This window comes from Kluyvera chengduensis (genome assembly GCF_044197065.1).
Classification (GTDB): Bacteria; Pseudomonadota; Gammaproteobacteria; order Enterobacterales; family Enterobacteriaceae; genus Kluyvera; species Kluyvera ascorbata_C.
Map to the genome: position 1 here is coordinate 555,698 of NZ_JBIQOI010000002.1, position 15,717 is coordinate 571,414.

General features: G+C 52.8%; 17 protein-coding genes and 2 tRNA genes. 7 read left to right on the plus strand and 12 right to left on the minus strand.

Features of this window, described 5'->3' with window-relative positions; genetic code table 11:
* Nucleotides 1-107: 107 nt before the first annotated feature.
* On the plus strand, nucleotides 108-1,268 hold the full coding sequence (mdoC, locus tag ACH1XZ_RS08335) for a glucans biosynthesis protein MdoC (RefSeq protein ID WP_395595154.1): 1,161 nt from the start codon (nucleotides 108-110) through the stop codon (nucleotides 1,266-1,268).
* Here the strand turns inward: mdoC and ymdB are convergent.
* From ymdB to ACH1XZ_RS08350, 3 genes are all read right to left on the minus strand, one after another.
* Entirely contained in the window at nucleotides 1,265-1,822 is a 558-nt protein-coding gene (gene ymdB / locus ACH1XZ_RS08340) for an O-acetyl-ADP-ribose deacetylase (RefSeq protein ID WP_395595155.1), read from the minus strand. The genes mdoC and ymdB overlap by 4 nt on opposite strands.
* Before the next feature lie 71 nt (nucleotides 1,823-1,893).
* On the minus strand, nucleotides 1,894-2,202 hold the full coding sequence (locus ACH1XZ_RS08345) for a type 1 fimbrial protein (RefSeq protein WP_395595156.1): 309 nt from the start codon (nucleotides 2,200-2,202) through the stop codon (nucleotides 1,894-1,896).
* A gap of 328 nt (nucleotides 2,203-2,530) precedes the next feature.
* Nucleotides 2,531-2,794 carry a hypothetical protein gene (locus ACH1XZ_RS08350; protein WP_395595157.1) on the minus strand — a complete coding sequence of 88 codons (264 nt, stop codon included), beginning with the start codon at nucleotides 2,792-2,794 and terminating at the stop codon, nucleotides 2,531-2,533.
* On the opposite strand from ACH1XZ_RS08350, the gene ACH1XZ_RS08355 reads away from it, so the two are divergent.
* Both ACH1XZ_RS08355 and csgD read left to right on the plus strand, forming a co-directional pair.
* Nucleotides 2,772-3,755, plus strand: a complete 984-nt coding sequence (locus ACH1XZ_RS08355; RefSeq protein ID WP_395595158.1) for a hypothetical protein — start codon at nucleotides 2,772-2,774, stop codon at nucleotides 3,753-3,755. The genes ACH1XZ_RS08350 and ACH1XZ_RS08355 overlap by 23 nt on opposite strands.
* A gap of 1,010 nt (nucleotides 3,756-4,765) precedes the next feature.
* A complete protein-coding gene (csgD, locus tag ACH1XZ_RS08360) occupies nucleotides 4,766-5,413 on the plus strand; it encodes a biofilm master transcriptional regulator CsgD (protein ID WP_395595159.1) in 648 nt (215 codons plus the stop codon).
* Between the two features lie 72 nt (nucleotides 5,414-5,485).
* Here the strand turns inward: csgD and ACH1XZ_RS08365 are convergent, their stop codons facing one another.
* The 4 genes from ACH1XZ_RS08365 to ghrA all read right to left on the minus strand — a co-directional run bounded on the left by ACH1XZ_RS08365 (nucleotide 5,486) and on the right by ghrA (nucleotide 8,381).
* Nucleotides 5,486-5,968: a DUF1097 domain-containing protein gene (locus ACH1XZ_RS08365; RefSeq protein ID WP_395595160.1), complete on the minus strand. Its 483-nt coding sequence runs from the start codon at nucleotides 5,966-5,968 to the stop codon at nucleotides 5,486-5,488.
* 96 nt (nucleotides 5,969-6,064) lie between these two features.
* Entirely contained in the window at nucleotides 6,065-6,619 is a 555-nt protein-coding gene (locus ACH1XZ_RS08370; RefSeq protein ID WP_395595161.1) for a TorD/DmsD family molecular chaperone, read from the minus strand.
* Between the two features lie 19 nt (nucleotides 6,620-6,638).
* Entirely contained in the window at nucleotides 6,639-7,376 is a 738-nt protein-coding gene (locus ACH1XZ_RS08375; protein WP_035896180.1) for a phosphatase, read from the minus strand.
* Nucleotides 7,377-7,442: 66 nt separating this feature from the next.
* Entirely contained in the window at nucleotides 7,443-8,381 is a 939-nt protein-coding gene (ghrA, locus tag ACH1XZ_RS08380) for a glyoxylate/hydroxypyruvate reductase GhrA (RefSeq protein ID WP_395595162.1), read from the minus strand.
* A gap of 260 nt (nucleotides 8,382-8,641) precedes the next feature.
* Between ghrA and ACH1XZ_RS08385 the strand changes: the two genes are divergently transcribed.
* Nucleotides 8,642-8,729: transfer RNA gene (locus tag ACH1XZ_RS08385), tRNA-Ser, on the plus strand.
* Nucleotides 8,730-8,964: 235 nt separating this feature from the next.
* Here the strand turns inward: ACH1XZ_RS08385 and ACH1XZ_RS08390 are convergent.
* Nucleotides 8,965-9,876 (minus strand): LysR family transcriptional regulator, encoded by a 912-nt coding sequence (locus tag ACH1XZ_RS08390; protein WP_395595163.1) that lies wholly within the window; start codon nucleotides 9,874-9,876, stop codon nucleotides 8,965-8,967.
* Nucleotides 9,877-9,985: 109 nt separating this feature from the next.
* On the opposite strand from ACH1XZ_RS08390, the gene ACH1XZ_RS08395 reads away from it, so the two are divergent.
* From ACH1XZ_RS08395 to ACH1XZ_RS08405, 3 genes are all read left to right on the plus strand, one after another.
* The gene (locus ACH1XZ_RS08395) at nucleotides 9,986-10,846 is read left to right on the plus strand and encodes a pirin family protein (protein WP_395595164.1); all 861 of its coding nucleotides are present in this window, start codon (nucleotides 9,986-9,988) and stop codon (nucleotides 10,844-10,846) included.
* A gap of 19 nt (nucleotides 10,847-10,865) precedes the next feature.
* Entirely contained in the window at nucleotides 10,866-11,543 is a 678-nt protein-coding gene (locus tag ACH1XZ_RS08400; RefSeq protein ID WP_123651228.1) for an isochorismatase family protein, read from the plus strand.
* 145 nt (nucleotides 11,544-11,688) lie between these two features.
* Nucleotides 11,689-11,776, plus strand: a tRNA-Ser gene (locus ACH1XZ_RS08405).
* Nucleotides 11,777-11,911: 135 nt separating this feature from the next.
* On the opposite strand, the gene ACH1XZ_RS08410 is transcribed toward ACH1XZ_RS08405, so the two are convergent.
* The 4 genes from ACH1XZ_RS08410 to ACH1XZ_RS08425 are packed head-to-tail and all read right to left on the minus strand — an operon-like array spanning nucleotide 11,912 to nucleotide 15,612.
* Nucleotides 11,912-12,907, minus strand: a complete 996-nt coding sequence (locus ACH1XZ_RS08410) for a methionine ABC transporter ATP-binding protein (RefSeq protein WP_395595165.1) — start codon at nucleotides 12,905-12,907, stop codon at nucleotides 11,912-11,914.
* Nucleotides 12,908-12,918: 11 nt separating this feature from the next.
* Entirely contained in the window at nucleotides 12,919-13,692 is a 774-nt protein-coding gene (locus ACH1XZ_RS08415) for a MetQ/NlpA family ABC transporter substrate-binding protein (protein WP_395595166.1), read from the minus strand.
* A 21-nt stretch (nucleotides 13,693-13,713) separates the two neighbouring features.
* Nucleotides 13,714-14,379, minus strand: a complete 666-nt coding sequence (locus tag ACH1XZ_RS08420; RefSeq protein ID WP_395595167.1) for a methionine ABC transporter permease — start codon at nucleotides 14,377-14,379, stop codon at nucleotides 13,714-13,716.
* A 9-nt stretch (nucleotides 14,380-14,388) separates the two neighbouring features.
* Nucleotides 14,389-15,612, minus strand: a complete 1,224-nt coding sequence (locus ACH1XZ_RS08425; protein ID WP_395595168.1) for an SfnB family sulfur acquisition oxidoreductase — start codon at nucleotides 15,610-15,612, stop codon at nucleotides 14,389-14,391.
* Between the last annotated feature and the right edge of the window lie 105 nt (nucleotides 15,613-15,717).

Genomic DNA, 15,717 nt, shown 5'->3' on the forward strand with positions numbered 1-15,717 from the left:
GCTTATCCTGGAGACAGGTAACCAGAGTTAGTGTAGGGTTGCGAACGAATGTAAACTTTATCGTCTTATCAGGTAAGGCGATTAGTCCGAGAATCGTACCTAACCCTATGAATAACAAACCCGCACAGCGTGAATATTTCCTCGACTCCATTCGGGCCTGGCTGATGCTCCTGGGGATACCCTTTCACATCTCTCTGCTTTACTCCAGCCACACCTGGCATATGAACAGCGCGTCACCCTCCTGGTGGCTAACGTTATTCAATGATTTTGTTCATGCTTTTCGCATGCAGGTGTTCTTTGTTATCTCCGGCTACTTTTCGTATATGCTGTTTTTGCGCTATCCCATGAAAAAATGGTGGAAGGTACGCGTGGAGCGCGTCGGTATTCCGATGCTTACCGCCATCCCTCTTCTGACGTTGCCGCAGTTTTTAATGCTGCAGTACGTTAAGGGTAAGACGGAAAGCTGGCATACGCTCTCTTTTTACGACAAATATAATACGCTCGCGTGGGAACTGGTGTCGCACCTGTGGTTCCTATTAGTTCTGGTGGTATTAACCACGCTTGGTATTCTGGCGTTTCGCCTGATGCGCCGCCGCCAGATGCGTAGAAGAACCGATATGTTCGACAATATGTCGATGGCAAAGCTCACGTTGATGTTTTTAGCATTGGGGATCGTTTATGCCGCCATTCGTCGGACGCTTTTCCTGCTTTACCCGCCAATACTAAGCGATGGGTTGTTTAACTTTGTCGTGATGCAGACGCTGTTCTACGTTCCCTTCTTTATTCTTGGCGCGCTGGCGTTCATTCATCCCAAGCTGAAAACGCTGTTTGTCACGCCTTCACCATGGTGCATTGTGGCCGCGTTGTTTGGTTTCATTGCTTATCGCTTGAATCAGCATTTTGGCTCAGGTGATGCATGGATGTATGAAACGGAATATGTGATTACGATGGTACTTGGGGTATGGATGGTGAACGTGGTGTTCTCGTTTGGACACCGCATGCTGAACTTCCAGTCCGCCCGCGTGACCTATTTCGTCAATGCTTCTTTATTTATCTATTTGGTGCACCATCCGCTGACGCTGTTCTTTGGTGCCTGGATTATGCCGGCCATCAGCTCGAATATTCTTGGCTTCTTGACCGGCCTGATTTTTGTGGTGGGCTGCGCGTTAATCCTTTATGAGATTCATCTGCGTATTCCTGTGCTGCGTTTCCTCTTTTCCGGTAAACCGCAGCAAAAGTCCTCAAAAACGCAGATCGCTAGCCATTAAGTATTAGCATCATTTGCCAGACCCGGAATAGGGGTCTGGCTGAGCAACTGTTGATATAGCTGCGTGGTCTCATCATCAAAACAGACGAAATAAACCACTTCTGGCAGGCTGCGGCGGGTCAGAAAGGCCGCTACTGTGCTCACCGCAATTTCGGCTGCGTCTTTCGGCGGATAACCATAGGCTCCCGTTGAGATAGCCGGGAAAGCGAGGCTGTGATAGCCATTATCCAACGCCAGCTGCAGACTATTACGGTATGCTTCCTGCAACAAAGAGGCTTCATTCTCACCCCCACCCTGCCAGACAGGTCCGACAGTGTGGATGACCGCCTTTGCCTTCAGGTTACCCGCGTGCGTAATCACCGCATGTCCGGGCGGACAGGTCCCCTGCTGTTGGCGGACGACGGCACAGGCTTCCTGCAGCGAGGGGCCAGCAGCACGGTGAATCGCGCCATCAACACCGCCGCCGCCCATCAATGAGGGATTGGCTGCATTGACGATAACATCCACCTCAAGGTGGGTAATATCCCCCTGCAGCACCTGAATTCGTACGGTCATGCTCACAATCCTCTAGCTAAGACGGAAATATTGTCTACCATAGACAACACTGACCGCAACTTCGTTTCAGACTATTCATAGACCACCGTCAATATCGCAAGATTTTTTTTAGGATCGACCCATTTCATGCTTGCAGTCGCCTTTGCGTTGGTTAATTTACCTCCTTGCAACAAGTCACTGACATTGGTGGTTTGTACTTTGTACTTTCCATTCTCATAGCAGCTCACGTTTATGCGCTGAGAGGTAGGTTGGTAGTCGCAAGGAGACTCAACAATTTGTCCGCGGAAATGGATGATCCCATCCGAAGCAGCAAATGATGGCGTACTGCTAAGTAGCAGCAGTGAGAGAGGTAATGTGAAATAGTGAAGAATTGTTTTCATGGTAACGCCCCTCATTCAAGGTCGTCCGTGAATCTACCCTTCCTGATCTGAAACCCGTGATGAATACACATTTTGTAAACATTAAGTTTACATTAGTGTGCTTACTCTTTGATTTCAAGTATTTTTCTCATAGATTATTTATATGATTAAGAGCTGCATATCCGATCATCACTTCTCTTTGTATCGTGCGGATGCCAATAAAAAAGGCCGTAACCTTTATGGTTACGGCCCAGAAATAATGTTGGCTAACGGAAGTTACAACCAATTGCCCCCGGCTGATTGCACAGATTCGCACTGCCGGAATTCACGAAGCTCGACGAATCACTATTCAAAGAACCAAAATTAACCCTGGTGGTATTACCATTGCCTCCGCTGTTACCACCGACGTTTCCGCCGCCAGTACCACCACCGTTGCCGCCACCAGTACCTCCACCGCTGCCGCCGCCGGTACCTCCACCGCTGCCGCCGCCAGTACCGCCGCCGCTGCCGCCGCCAGTACCTCCACCAGTACCGCCGCCGCCGGTGCCTCCACCGTGTCCACCATGCCCACCGTGACCATTGCCACCACCATGACCACTGCCACCATTACCATCGTGGCCGCCCTGGCCGCCGTGACCATGACCACCTCCTACGCCGCCGCCATAGCCGCCTCCGTTGCCACCGCCCTGACCGCCACCGTGACCATGACCATGACCACCTCCTACGCCGCCGCCATAGCCGCCTCCATTGCCACCGCCCTGACCGCCACCGTGACCATGACCACCTCCTACGCCGCCGCCATAGCCGCCTCCATTGCCACCGCCCCGACCGCCACCGTGACCCTGACCGCCGCCTGTGCCACCACCGCTGCCGCCGCCATGACCACCGCCGTTACCGCCGCCCTGGCCACCGCCGTTGCCACCACCCTGACCACCGCCGTTACCACCACCCTGGCCACCGCCGTTGCCACCACCCTGACCACCGCCGTTACCACCACCCTGGCCACCGCCGTTACCACCACCCTGGCCACCGCCGTTACCACCACCCTGGCCGCCGCTGTTACCGCCACCCTGGCCGCCGCCGTTACCGCCACCCTGACCACCGCCGTTGCCACCACCCTGGCCACCGCCGTTACCACCGCCCTGGCCACCACCGTTGCCGCCGCCCTGGCCACCGCCGTTGCCGCCGCCCTGACCACCGCCGTTGCCGCCGCCCTGGCCACCGCCGTTGCCGCCACCCTGGCCACCGCCGTTGCCGCCGCCCTGACCACCGCCGTTGCCGCCGCCCTGACCACCACCGTTGCCGCCACCCTGGCCACCGCCGTTGCCACCCCCCTGGCCACCGCCGTTGCCACCACCCTGACCACCGCCGTTGCCGCCGCCCTGACCACCGCCGTTGCCGTTAGCATTGCCATTGCCGTTATTTCCGCTTCCGTTTCCACCGCCTCCATTGCCTTGACCATTCCCGTTATTTCCGTTGCCGTTCCCGTTAGCGTTCTGACCGCTATTGCCGTTGTTACCGTTATTACCGTTACCATTTGCCGCTACGGCATATATTGTGGTTGCTGGGTATAAAACGGTGAGCGCCACCATTATGGCGAGTTGCTTCATTTTCATGATGAGCCCTATCACGCATTATTAGTTGCTGTGTGCTATTGCCGTAATAACCGAACACTCGTTATGCAAATAAATACCGTTCGGTAATGATCACGACACCCGTTCATTGAATTACAAATATTCCAGGCGATAAAAAAAGTACCAGCGTTGGTAAAAACCTCATTTATCAATAGATTAAAATAAATACAAGCATGACATGCAGGCGTAAAAACAGACAGCCATCCATAAACAACCTATAAAGGTTATTATTATTAATAAATATTTACCCTACGAATTAAAGGTTTAAACGAATACCCTCAACTTCGCCGTTCAACATTTATCAAGGATGTGTACACCATAATATTTCTTGAAAATACACCGCCTCACCTTGCCAATGATATCGACATGGAATTATGTAAAACTTCATACACCGATATAATTCATGTTTCGATGCTATACGGATGAGTATGCATATTTGGAAGACATGAGGATCTCATAATAAAGTTTGATTTAATTTTAATATTATCAAACTTTAGTATTAACTACTCCAATGGCAGTAAACCCTGATAAGATAACCAGAAAACAAAGCGTTAAAAAAAGGCAGGCACAACGAAAGTTTTAAAAGCGACTAATATCACACGGTTTCATCATACATATTGGTTAAGAGGATCCTGATAGACAATTTATGATAAAATTAAAAATATTAAATTACATGAAGTTAGCAGCAAAACACCCCACCAGACATGAGCATTAAGAAAATCTGTTAAAAACTTAATAAATAAGCTTTATTTACGTTTTGTAATTTATTTTTACATTTTGTTTCATGATTATTTCTTGCTTTAGAAATATCAGCGTCTAAATTTTAAATTAAGCAGACATTCTTTTTAATTGCTTATTTTAACATTTGTCAAAACAGCAACCACATTTCAGCAATGCTTAACCAGGTGCCTTTATAATTTTGCCTGCTGTTAGAAATTAGGGGTCTCATCATGCAAAAAGAGCTCAGTTTTACGGACCAGACTCTTTCTCTCATCACAAGGCCGTCGCTCCAGTCCTGTGCGCTTTCTCAGAGTCTGAAAAAAACACTAAGGATGAACAGTAAAATCGTCAATATTCATACTGTTAACCAGGAAAACTTATCACAAGGTATCGTGCTTTTCGACATGATAGAAATTGATAAGAGGTTAATAAAGGCCTGGCAGGAAGAACTCTGTAAAATAAATAGCGGCATAAAACTCTTACTTTTCAATACCCCTGAAGACTACGCCTATCAGGATATTGAAAGTTGGCCGCATATTCACGGCATATTCTATGCACATGATGAAGAACACTTTTTGATCAAAGGCTTACAAAAAGTGATGGAGGGAGAATGTTACTTCTCACGTAAGCTGGCGAGCTATCTTATTATGAATTCTGGAAATTACCGTTATGATACTCAGGAAAGCACTATCCTGACCTTCAGAGAAAAAGAGATCCTGAATAAATTGCGCATCGGTGCTTCTAACATTGAAATCGCCCGTTCGTTATTCATTAGCGAAAGTACGGTAAAAACGCATTTATATCATTTATTTAAAAAGATCTCGGTTAAAAATCGGACCCAAGCTGTCTCCTGGGCAAACGATAATTTCAAGAGCTAATTCGCCCTACACCAGCAATAAAAAAGCGGCGGCAGGTCTACCCTGTCGCCGCTTTTATCGCTTATGCGCGCTCTACAGCACGGACTCTTTTGATGATATGGTTCTCGTTCTACGATTTGCCAGCCATAGCCCACTGTTTTTCATCGCATAGCCAAAGATCAATCCCACGGCTAATGATGAGACGACCAGCCGCCAGTTGCCCTGCCCAGCAAAGGTTGCACAAGCGCCAATGAAAGTGCCGGGAACAAATGACAACAGCATTTGCTTAGCCTGAATACACATCAAAAACGCGACAATGCCCGTTATGACATAACCAAGGATTTCAAGGTGGGGAGCAAGCGCACTGCCATAGATGATGACCAGCGCCCAAATAACACCGCTCATCGTCGTGCAGGCTGAAACAGCTAACCCTTTAAGACCATCATGCGGGCAGGCAAAATAAGCTGTGCAGCCCAAAAATCCGGCCCAGCTCAGTAAACCGAGAGACACGGCAACCCATCCCCAGAGACCGGAGAGAATGCCTGTTGTGATTGCAATAGATAAGATAACGTTCATGGCGCGCATCTTAGCAGATGCGCGCCATTTTGATGAGATCACGAGCACATAATGCTCATGACAATCATTTCAGTTGCACTAAATTTGTGATTTAAATCACTCTTTATCTTCTTCCTGCAGCTCATCCCACATCGCAGCAATAGCTTCACGGGTCAGCGGTGCCATCGTACGCCAGAACGCAGTGGTCGCATGAGCTTCAACTTTCCCCAGGAAACTTTCAAACCACGGCAGGATATAATCACCAAACAGCGTTTCTAGCGCCTCGGTGTCATCCTCTTCCGCTTTATCTTCAAGCCATGAAGCCGCCAACAGTAGCGTGCCGATGTGATCGGCTGGGCTATCTCCTAATGGCATGCCCCATTCCGTTAGGAATTCACGAACTTCGGCTTCGGTGGCGCCGTCCTCCCATACGCTACGGCACGGTGACACTCGACAGTCATCCCCCACAAACAGCGCATTGTAGTCAGCCGCAATCTGCTGAATGTCGCAGCTTTTTTGCAGACGAGCCAGCAGTTCATCCTGCTCCAGCGGCCAACTCGCCGCCAGCTTCCCCTCACGGATCAGCGTGAATAGCGGCACCAACAGCGGATCCTGCGGTTGACGGTAGTACAGGGAGCCAAGCACGCGGCAGATGATTGAAAACTCGTTCATTGGTTAATCCATTCAGTCATTAAAATTCAGCAAATTCAGGAATCGGCGCCATTCCACGCGATTCAAGGAAATTCAGGAAGCGCCGAGGCGTAACGTTAAGGATCCTTTCCGCAGGGAATTCCACAGCATCAAGGATCTTCTGGCATTCGGTAAATTCACCCAGCGTAAAAGCAGTATGTGAATCAGAACCCAGCGCAAGCCAACCACCAGCATCGCGAACGGCAGCCGCTATTGCGCGGCAGTTGCTTTCGCTGCCAACGCGGGAACTGACAAAAGAGGAGTTGTTAATTTCCAGCGCCACATGGTATTTCGCTGCGGCTTCTGCAATGGCGGGAATATCAACAGGGAATTTCGGATTACCGGGGTGGCTAATCATGTGGACCTGGCCACTTGCCATCGCCGCAATCATCGCCTGGGTATGCGTCTCTTTATCCTGAGGCGCAAACACCGGCTCATGGAAACCGGCGATGATGAAATCAAGCGACGTGAGCATCGGCCCGGTACAATCGATTTCACCCTCAATGTTTTTGATGTTTGACTCAATACCGCGCAGGATCCCGACCCCATCAACGATGCGTGGCCAAATGCGCATATTCACAAAATGCCAGTAGTGCGGGGCATCAGCCATATCGGGGCCATGATCGGTGATGGCAAAGAGTTTAATTCCTTTGCGTTTCGCCTCGGCGATATAGTCGTGCAACGTACTGTAAGCATGTGTGCTGGCAACGGTGTGCATATGTAGGTCAACAGGATACATCACATTCTCCTCTCTCGTGATAAGCCAAGGATAGCAGGAAACCCTTGTGTTTATTAGCCTGGGGCATCAATAGCCGCGAACGCGATCGACCTGTCCGCTGGGCGCTTCACCACGTTCCAGTTGAGTGATGGTCTGTGCGATATAGGCTATTGCCTCTTTTGGTCGCGTCACCGCAGCAACGTGCGGCGTCATCGTTACCCGAGGATGGAGCCAAAGTGGGCTCTCTTTCGGCAGAGGCTCACGGCTGAATACGTCAAGCATTGCCGCCTTTACCTTACCGCTGTCCAGCGCCGCCAACAGATCCTCTTCAACCACATGAACGCCACGTGCCAGGTTCAACACATAGCTGTTATCCGGAAGCTGCGATAAACGCTGCTGATTGATAATGCCCACCGTTTCCGCCGTATTTGGCAATAGGTTTATCAGCACGCGCGTACCTTCTAAAAACGCATTCAGCTCATCTTCACCTGCATAACTCGTCACCTGCGGCCATTGCTTACGGCTTCGGCTCCAGCATTGAACCGGGAATCCCCACGACAATAAACTTTCTGCCACTTTTGAGCCGAGTACCCCCGCCCCCATAATGCCAATGGTAAATTCTTCTTGCGTATAATCCGGCAGCGGCTGCCAGGTGGATTGACGCTGTAACGCTTGATAATCATCAAACCGACGGAACCAGTGCAGGACCTGACTGACGGCATACTCCTGCATCTGAATACCCATGCCAGTATCTTCAAGGCGGAACAGTGGGATAGATTCCGGTAGCATTTCCGGATGCGCTTTCAATTTACTGAGAATGGAGTCAACGCCTGCGCCTAATGCAAATACGGCCTTAAGCTCACGACCTTGCAGCATTTCTACCGGAGGATGCCACACCAGCGCATAGTCGGCTGGCGCATTATCGCCTCGCTCCCATCCACGAATTTGGGCATCTGGCAGTAATTTACTTAACTCGGCAATCCAGTAAGGGGTATCAAACGTGGGATGGTAAAAGATGATCTCCATAGTGACTCCTGCTTGTAGCACCGCTATTGGAACGAATGGGTGTTGTTTTTGATTATTTTTGTGGGTTAACAGAATAACAAATTTCTTTTACCTGTCTCGGAAAATGCGGAGCAGATCGCAAATAATACGATTTATGCCTGTTTAAGAAGCATGTTGGTCGAAGTTTGTATAAACGCACGATTTTTTTAAAAAGTTTATTGACGCTGAAGAGCCTTTTCCCTACATTAGCGCTCGTCCCAGCAACACAGGGACGACAATATGGTGAGGTGTCCGAGTGGCTGAAGGAGCACGCCTGGAAAGTGTGTATACGGCAACGTATCCGGGGTTCGAATCCCCGCCTCACCGCCATATCTTAAGAAGAGCTCGTACGAAAGTACGGGCTTTTTTTTTCGCATGTTGCACGCCTACAGGAGTTCGACACCTGGCGCAGCCCGTTGGACAGACTGAGAGCGCAACGAACAAACTGCCTCCCTCCGCTCCCCCATCCAGCATCAAAGCCGTCTGTTTCCCCAAGCTCCAGAATCCTTCATCACCATTCCTGATAAAAGCACAAGCCATTAGCGCTCATAAATAAAATGTAAACTCACTCTTCAATCATCAATGCATATTCGTCGCTGAGAAAATCAACTAATACGCGAACCGCTGGTAATAACCCTCGCCTGGAGGGGAATACCGCGTGAATCACCTCCCGCTTCGGCTCCCACTCATTCAGCACACGCACCAGCGAGCCATCAGCCAGTTGGTCTTTCGCCATCAGAATAGGCAACTGCACGACGCCAACACCAGCGACCGCCGCCTCACGCAGGGCAAGCATATCGCTGGTAATCAATCGCGGCGTGAAGTGAACCTCTGCCTTCGCGCCGTTCGGCCCATTCAGCGACCAACGATGAACATGCTTTCCTGCCGACGTACTTAATCCCGGCCAGCGACTCAGTGCATCGGGCGAGAGCGGTTTACCCATCGCTTCCACGAGCAGTGGGCTGGCAACCAGGCAATGCCCACGGTCTGCCAGAACACGCATGACCAGATCACTATCATCAAACGGTCTTGGCCTGACGCGAATCGCCACATCCACTCCTTCAGCCACCAGATCCACTCGGCGATTGGTAGCCTCAAGCTGAATCTGTACGCCGGGATAGCGCACCATGAAGCGCGCCAACATCGGCCCGACGTGCACATGCAGCAGCGTCACTGGACAGGTTATTTTTACGCAACCTCGCGGTTCCACCTGTAGCACAGCGATCGCCTCCTGCGCCGCCTCTGCCTCAATCAACATCGCTTTACAGTGCTGATAAAACGTCTGCCCTACCTCCGTCACCGTGAACTGACGCGTGGTGCGATGAATTAATCGCACGCCAAGCTGCTCTTCCAGTTGCGCAATGCGTCGGCTGAGCTTTGATTTTGGGATATCCAGCGCGCGTCCCGCCGCGGCAAAGCCGCCGTTATCGACCACGTGAACAAACCACGCGAAATCATTGAGATCCTGCATAACCACCTCATCGTTCTATTTTTGCAACAGTGTAGGTTAATTTTGCTATCTACCGGGTTATTAAATCCAAATATAAGCTAATCCACATCAAAAGCTCACTACGCAGGAGAAACAAATGAAACAGATTACGGGTGTTTATACCGCGCCACGTCCGCACTGGGTGGGTGATGGCTTCCCGGTTCGTTCGTTATTTTCCTATCAATCGCACGGTGAAAGCCTGAGCCCCTTCCTGCTGCTGGACTATGCAGGGCCGTACAGCTTCCCGGCAGACGGCGCCAAGCGAGGGGTGGGAGAACACCCACATCGCGGGTTCGAGACGGTCACTATCGTCTACGCCGGGGAAGTGGAACATCGTGATTCCACTGGTAAAGGCGGCGTGATTGGCCCAGGTGACGTGCAGTGGATGACCGCAGGTTCCGGCATTTTGCATCAGGAATTCCACTCGGCGGAGTTTGCCCGTCGCGGCGGTGAACTGAAGATGATCCAACTGTGGGTCAACCTGCCGGCGAAGAACAAGATGACCGCACCTGGCTACCAGAGTATTGAAGCAGCGGCGATTCCAACGGTAAAGCTGCGGGACAACAGCGGTTCGCTGCGGGTGATTGCCGGTCGCTACGAGGAAAAAACCGGCCCGGCGAGTACGTTCTCACCGCTTAACGTCTGGGATATACAGCTTCGGGAAGATAAAGAGATGTCCTTTGAACAGCCAGAGGGCTGGAGCACTGCACTCGTGGTGCTTGAAGGGAGCGTAACGGTTAACGGTGAAACCCACGCCCAGGAAGCGCAACTGGTCGTGTTAAGCCAGCAAGGTAAACGCGTGCATCTTCATGCTAGCCATGACGCCAAAGTGCTGGTACTGGCAGGTGCGCCGCTAAATGAACCGATTGTCGGCTATGGCCCCTTCGTGATGAACAGTAAAACCGAAATCGATGAAGCGATTCGCGATTTTAACTCCGGCCGTTTTGGTCAGATCTGATAATAGAGAGGTGAATAACATGTCTACCCCAGCAAATTTCAACGGCGCGCGTCCAGTGATTGATGTGAACGATGCGGTGATGCTACTCATCGACCACCAGAGCGGTCTATTCCAGACAGTTGGCGATATGCCGATGCCCGAACTGCGCGCACGCGCGGCGGCGCTGGCGAAAATGGCCACCCTTGCCGGCCTGCCGGTGATCACCACCGCGTCAGTTCCACAAGGCCCGAACGGTCCGTTGATTCCAGAAATCCACGAAAATGCGCCGCACGCGCAATATATTGCACGCAAAGGTGAAATCAACGCCTGGGACAACCCGGAGTTCGTGGCAGCCGTGAAGGCAACAGGGCGTAAAACCTTAATTATTGCCGGGACGATCACCAGCGTCTGCATGGCCTTCCCGGCCATTGCAGCGGTCGCTGACGGTTATAAGGTGTTTGCCGTCATCGACGCTTCGGGTACCTACAGCAAAATGGCACAGGAAGTGACCCTGGCCCGCGTGGCGCAGGCAGGCGTCGTTCCGATGGACACCGCAGCCGTCGCTTCCGAACTGCAGCGCACATGGAATCGCCCGGATGCCGCCGAATGGGCCGAGGTGTACACCAAAATCTTCCCAGCATACCAACTGCTGATTGAAAGTTACGCAAAAGCGCAGGACGTCGTGAAACACAACGAACAGCTTGATTCCCAGCGTTAATGCTCCTGCCTCATCGCTTTTGGATGGGGCAGTGTTCATTGCTTAACCGAACGATTAATAAAGCTGAAATTATGCTTGACCGTTTCAGGTCAACTCCCTATAGTAGCGCCCCGTTGACCACCTACGGTGAGCAGCAAAACAATATGGTGAGGTGTCCGAGTGGCTGAAGGAGCACGCCTGGAAAGTGTGTATACGGCAACGTATCCGGGGTTCGAATCCCCGCCTCACCGCCATATTTTAAGAAGAGCTCGTACGAAAGTACGGGCTTTTTTTTCGCATGTTGCACGCCTGCGGGAGTGAGGAGAAGCCCCGACCGGGCTGCAATCCCGTCGCCCGGCCAAGCGCAGCGCCGCCGGGAATTGCTCTATCTACCTCACCGCCACCCTATCCGCCGCCTGCGCAGCCAGCCGCAAAGACTCCACCGTTAGCGGCGTATCCACACGAATCCGCAGTTGCCCGACAATTCGCCCCTGAATCGGCTCACAACTGCTGTACACCAGCTGTGGACTTCCACCGAGCACTTGCACAATCTGCTGTAAATCCGGTTCACGCCCGTTGACACCGTTGAAATGCAGCGTAATCAACTGCTGCCCTTCAACCATGACTTCACGATTCTCCTCACGTCCGTGATGCAGCGTCCCAAGCATTCCGCGCGTCACCTCATGCTGAGGATCGCCAAACACCTGCCACACCTCGCCTTGCTCGATCACCCGCCCCTTTTCCAGCACAGCGACCCGGTCACACAGCGTACGAATCACGTCCATTTCATGAGTAATCAGGATAATCGTGAGCCCGAGACGCTGGTTAATCTCTTTGAGCAGGCTAAGCACCGCCAGCGTGTTTTCCGGGTCGAGCGCCGAGGTGGCTTCATCGCACAGCAAAATTTCCGGCTGCGTCACCAGCGCACGGGCAATCCCGGTGCGCTGTTTTTGCCCGCCGGACAGTTGCGTCGGATAACTCTCACGTAGCGGCTCCAGCCCCACCAATCGCAGCATCTCGTCAACCCGCCGACGACGTTCAGCGGCCGGAATACCGGCCATTCGTAGCGGCAGTTCAACGTTCTCCGCCACCGTTTTGGTGGAGTGCAGATTGAAGTGCTGGAAAATCATCGCCACCCGGCGACGCAAATCCCGCAGTTGTCCGCGCGCGCCTTCACTAATGGGCACACCGCTTATCGTCATCTCCCCCCGGTCGGCGTTCTCCAGACGGTTAAACAACCGCAGCAACGTCGATTTCCCCGCGCCGCTGCGCCCGATAATGCCAAAGATCTCGCCCGCCTGAATCTCCAGGTTGATATCGTCAAGCGCCTGCACACCGTTCGGGTATGCCTTGCTAATACCGCGCACGCGGATATGTTGTGTCATGGTTGTCACTCCTAAAATCCGGGGGCGATTTTTCCCTTATATCGGGTGAGAATAAACTGGCGTACCGCATCGGAATTCAGCGCCTTCGCCAGTTTCTGAATACCGGGATCGTTGATGTTATCGGGGCGAGCCACCAGGTATTCGACGTACAGACTTTTCCCTTTTTCCACTATCAGCGCTTTATCAGTATCAATACCCGCTTCCAGCGCATAGTTCGCAAAGATAAATGCCAAATCCACCTGACTTACCGCGCGTGCCAACATCGCGCCTTCTAATGGGCGAATTTTAAAGTGGTGCGGATTGGCGGTGATGTCTTTCTCCGTTGACTGCGGATCTTCCGGGTTCTTGAGTGTAATAAGTCCAGCCTCACTGAGCAGCACCAGCGCCCTGCCGGTATTCACCGGATCGTTAGGAATAGCGATGGTCGCGCCATCCGGCAGATCCTTAATGCTGGTGTACTTAGTGGAATACGCGCCAAACGGCTCAATATGCACGCCTACCACCGGCACCAGATTGGTGTGACGCGTCTTGTTATAGTCGTCCAGGAACGGGCGGTACTGGTAGTAGTTTGCATCGAGATGCTTCTCTGCAAGCTGCTGGTTAGGCTGAATGAAATCATTAAAGACCTTAATCTTAAGATCCACCCCTTCTTTGGCGAGCTGCGGCTTCACGAATTCCAGAATTTCTGCATGCGGTACGGGAGTCGCGCCGACCACCAGCGTTTCGTTGGCCGCTGCCGATAAAGAGCACAGCGCCATTAGCCCAGCTATCACGGTCTTTTTCATTATGTCATCCTGTTGGTATCACTATTTACGACTCATACGGCGCACCAGTCGGTCACCGCTCATTTGAAGAACTTGCACTAAAGCAATCAGCAGCACGACCGTCACCGCCATCACATCGGTCTGAAACCGCTGATAGCCAAAACGAATCGCCAGGTCACCTAAACCCCCACCGCCAATCACTCCAGCCATCGAGGTATAATCGACCAGCACAATGGCGGTTACCGTTACCGCCGCAATCAACCCGCCGCGTGATTCTGGCAGCAGGGTGTGCCAGATAAGCTGCCAGGTATCGCCGCCCATCGCCCAGTTAGCCTCGATTAACCCATGGTCCACTTCGCGCAGCGACGTCTCCACCAGGCGAGCAAAGAACGGCGCGCAGCCCGCCACCAGCGGCGGAATGGTTCCCTGTACGCCCAACGACGTGCCGGTTATTAAGGTGGTCAGCGGAATCATCACAATCAGCAAAATGATAAACGGCAGTGAACGCATTATGTTGACCAGCAGCGACAGCACGCGGTGGATCAGCGGCGCGTAGAGCAACCGGGGCTGCCCGGTCAGATAAAGAATGACGCCCAACGGCAGCCCAATCAGTACTGTAAATCCCAGCGCACAGCCCAGCATAATCAGGGTATCCAGCCCCGCCTGAGCAACATCGTTCCAGTCAATTCCGGCCAGAAAAGCGAGCATGCTCCCTCCTCAGTTCCAGTCGTGACGCGCGGGGCGTTTTCCGTTTAGCACCCAGTTCCCCAGCAGGTGATACTTCCAGCGCACCGGATCATGCAGCGTATGCACGCGCCCGTTACGCCAGTGGCGGTCGTAGTTATAGCGCGGGTGCGTCGAGCGGGTACCGCCCAGTTCAAACAGACGCGTTGCCGCTTCCAGCGCCACTTCGGTGGTGAATATTTTGGCTCGGGCAACGGCGATGGAGGCTAGCGCCACCGTCTCTTCTGAAAGGTCATCTTTATAGCGGTCCAGAACCTTGCCGGCCTGCTCCAGCAGCGCATCAGCAGCGGCCAGGCGACTATCAAGCGCGCCAATCTGGTACACGGTCAGCGGGTCGTCTCCTGCCCGCTCGACGCCAGCATCAATCCACGGACGGGCAAACTGATTCACAAAGCTGACGGTATCATTCAGCGCCGCGCGGGCAATACCGGCATCAATGGCGGCGGTGGTGAGTTGGGCAAACGGCCCGGCAAGCGTGGGGGTGTCGTAGGATTTCCAGGTCGGTATCAGGTTAAACGGCTCCACTCGCAGGTTTTCGGCCAGCACCGTACCGCTCGAGGTGGTGCGCTGCCCCAGGCACGCCCAGTCATTCACCACCGTCAGCCCCTTGGTGCCGCGCGGCACAAAGGCCAGCTGCGCCCGTCCCTCATCGTCCAGTGCCAGCACGCCCAGCCAATGGGCATACAGCGAGCCGGTGCAGTAGCCTTTACGGCCGTTGATCAGCAGGCCATCGGCGGTGTGGCTAATCCGCGTCTGAATGTCCTGCACCGTCTTGCCGCCGGTCTCCGACAGCGCGTTGGCAAAGCGGTAGCCCTTCAGCGCCAGTTCAAAGAAATAGCGCTGCTGCTCTTCATCCCCTTGCAGACGAATATCCTCAAGCAGGCAGTAGTGGTTCTGCGGAATTTGCCCCAGCGCCGGGTCGGCAGCGGAGATAATGGCAATCACCGACGCGAGGGTCGCCGCCGACACCTCCGCCCCGCCAAAACGGCGCGGCACGGTGATGCCCCACAGCCCGCTGTTGGAGTAGGTGTTGACGACCTCTGGCGGCACTACGCCACTCAGGTCGCGCTCAGACGCGCCGGATTGCAGAAAAGCGGCTATTTCATGGGCGATGCTAATCGCCTCTTCATCGCTGGTAATCAGGTGCGCATGGGGTGCCGCGCGGGTGTAGTCTGGGGTTGTTTGAGTCTCGGGCATAGCATGGTCTCTGGTCTTGTTTTCAGCACGGTAAAATGCAATATCTGATTAATATTCATACATATCCCATTAAGGAATGAATGATCGCATCTTTTACCTTTTAGG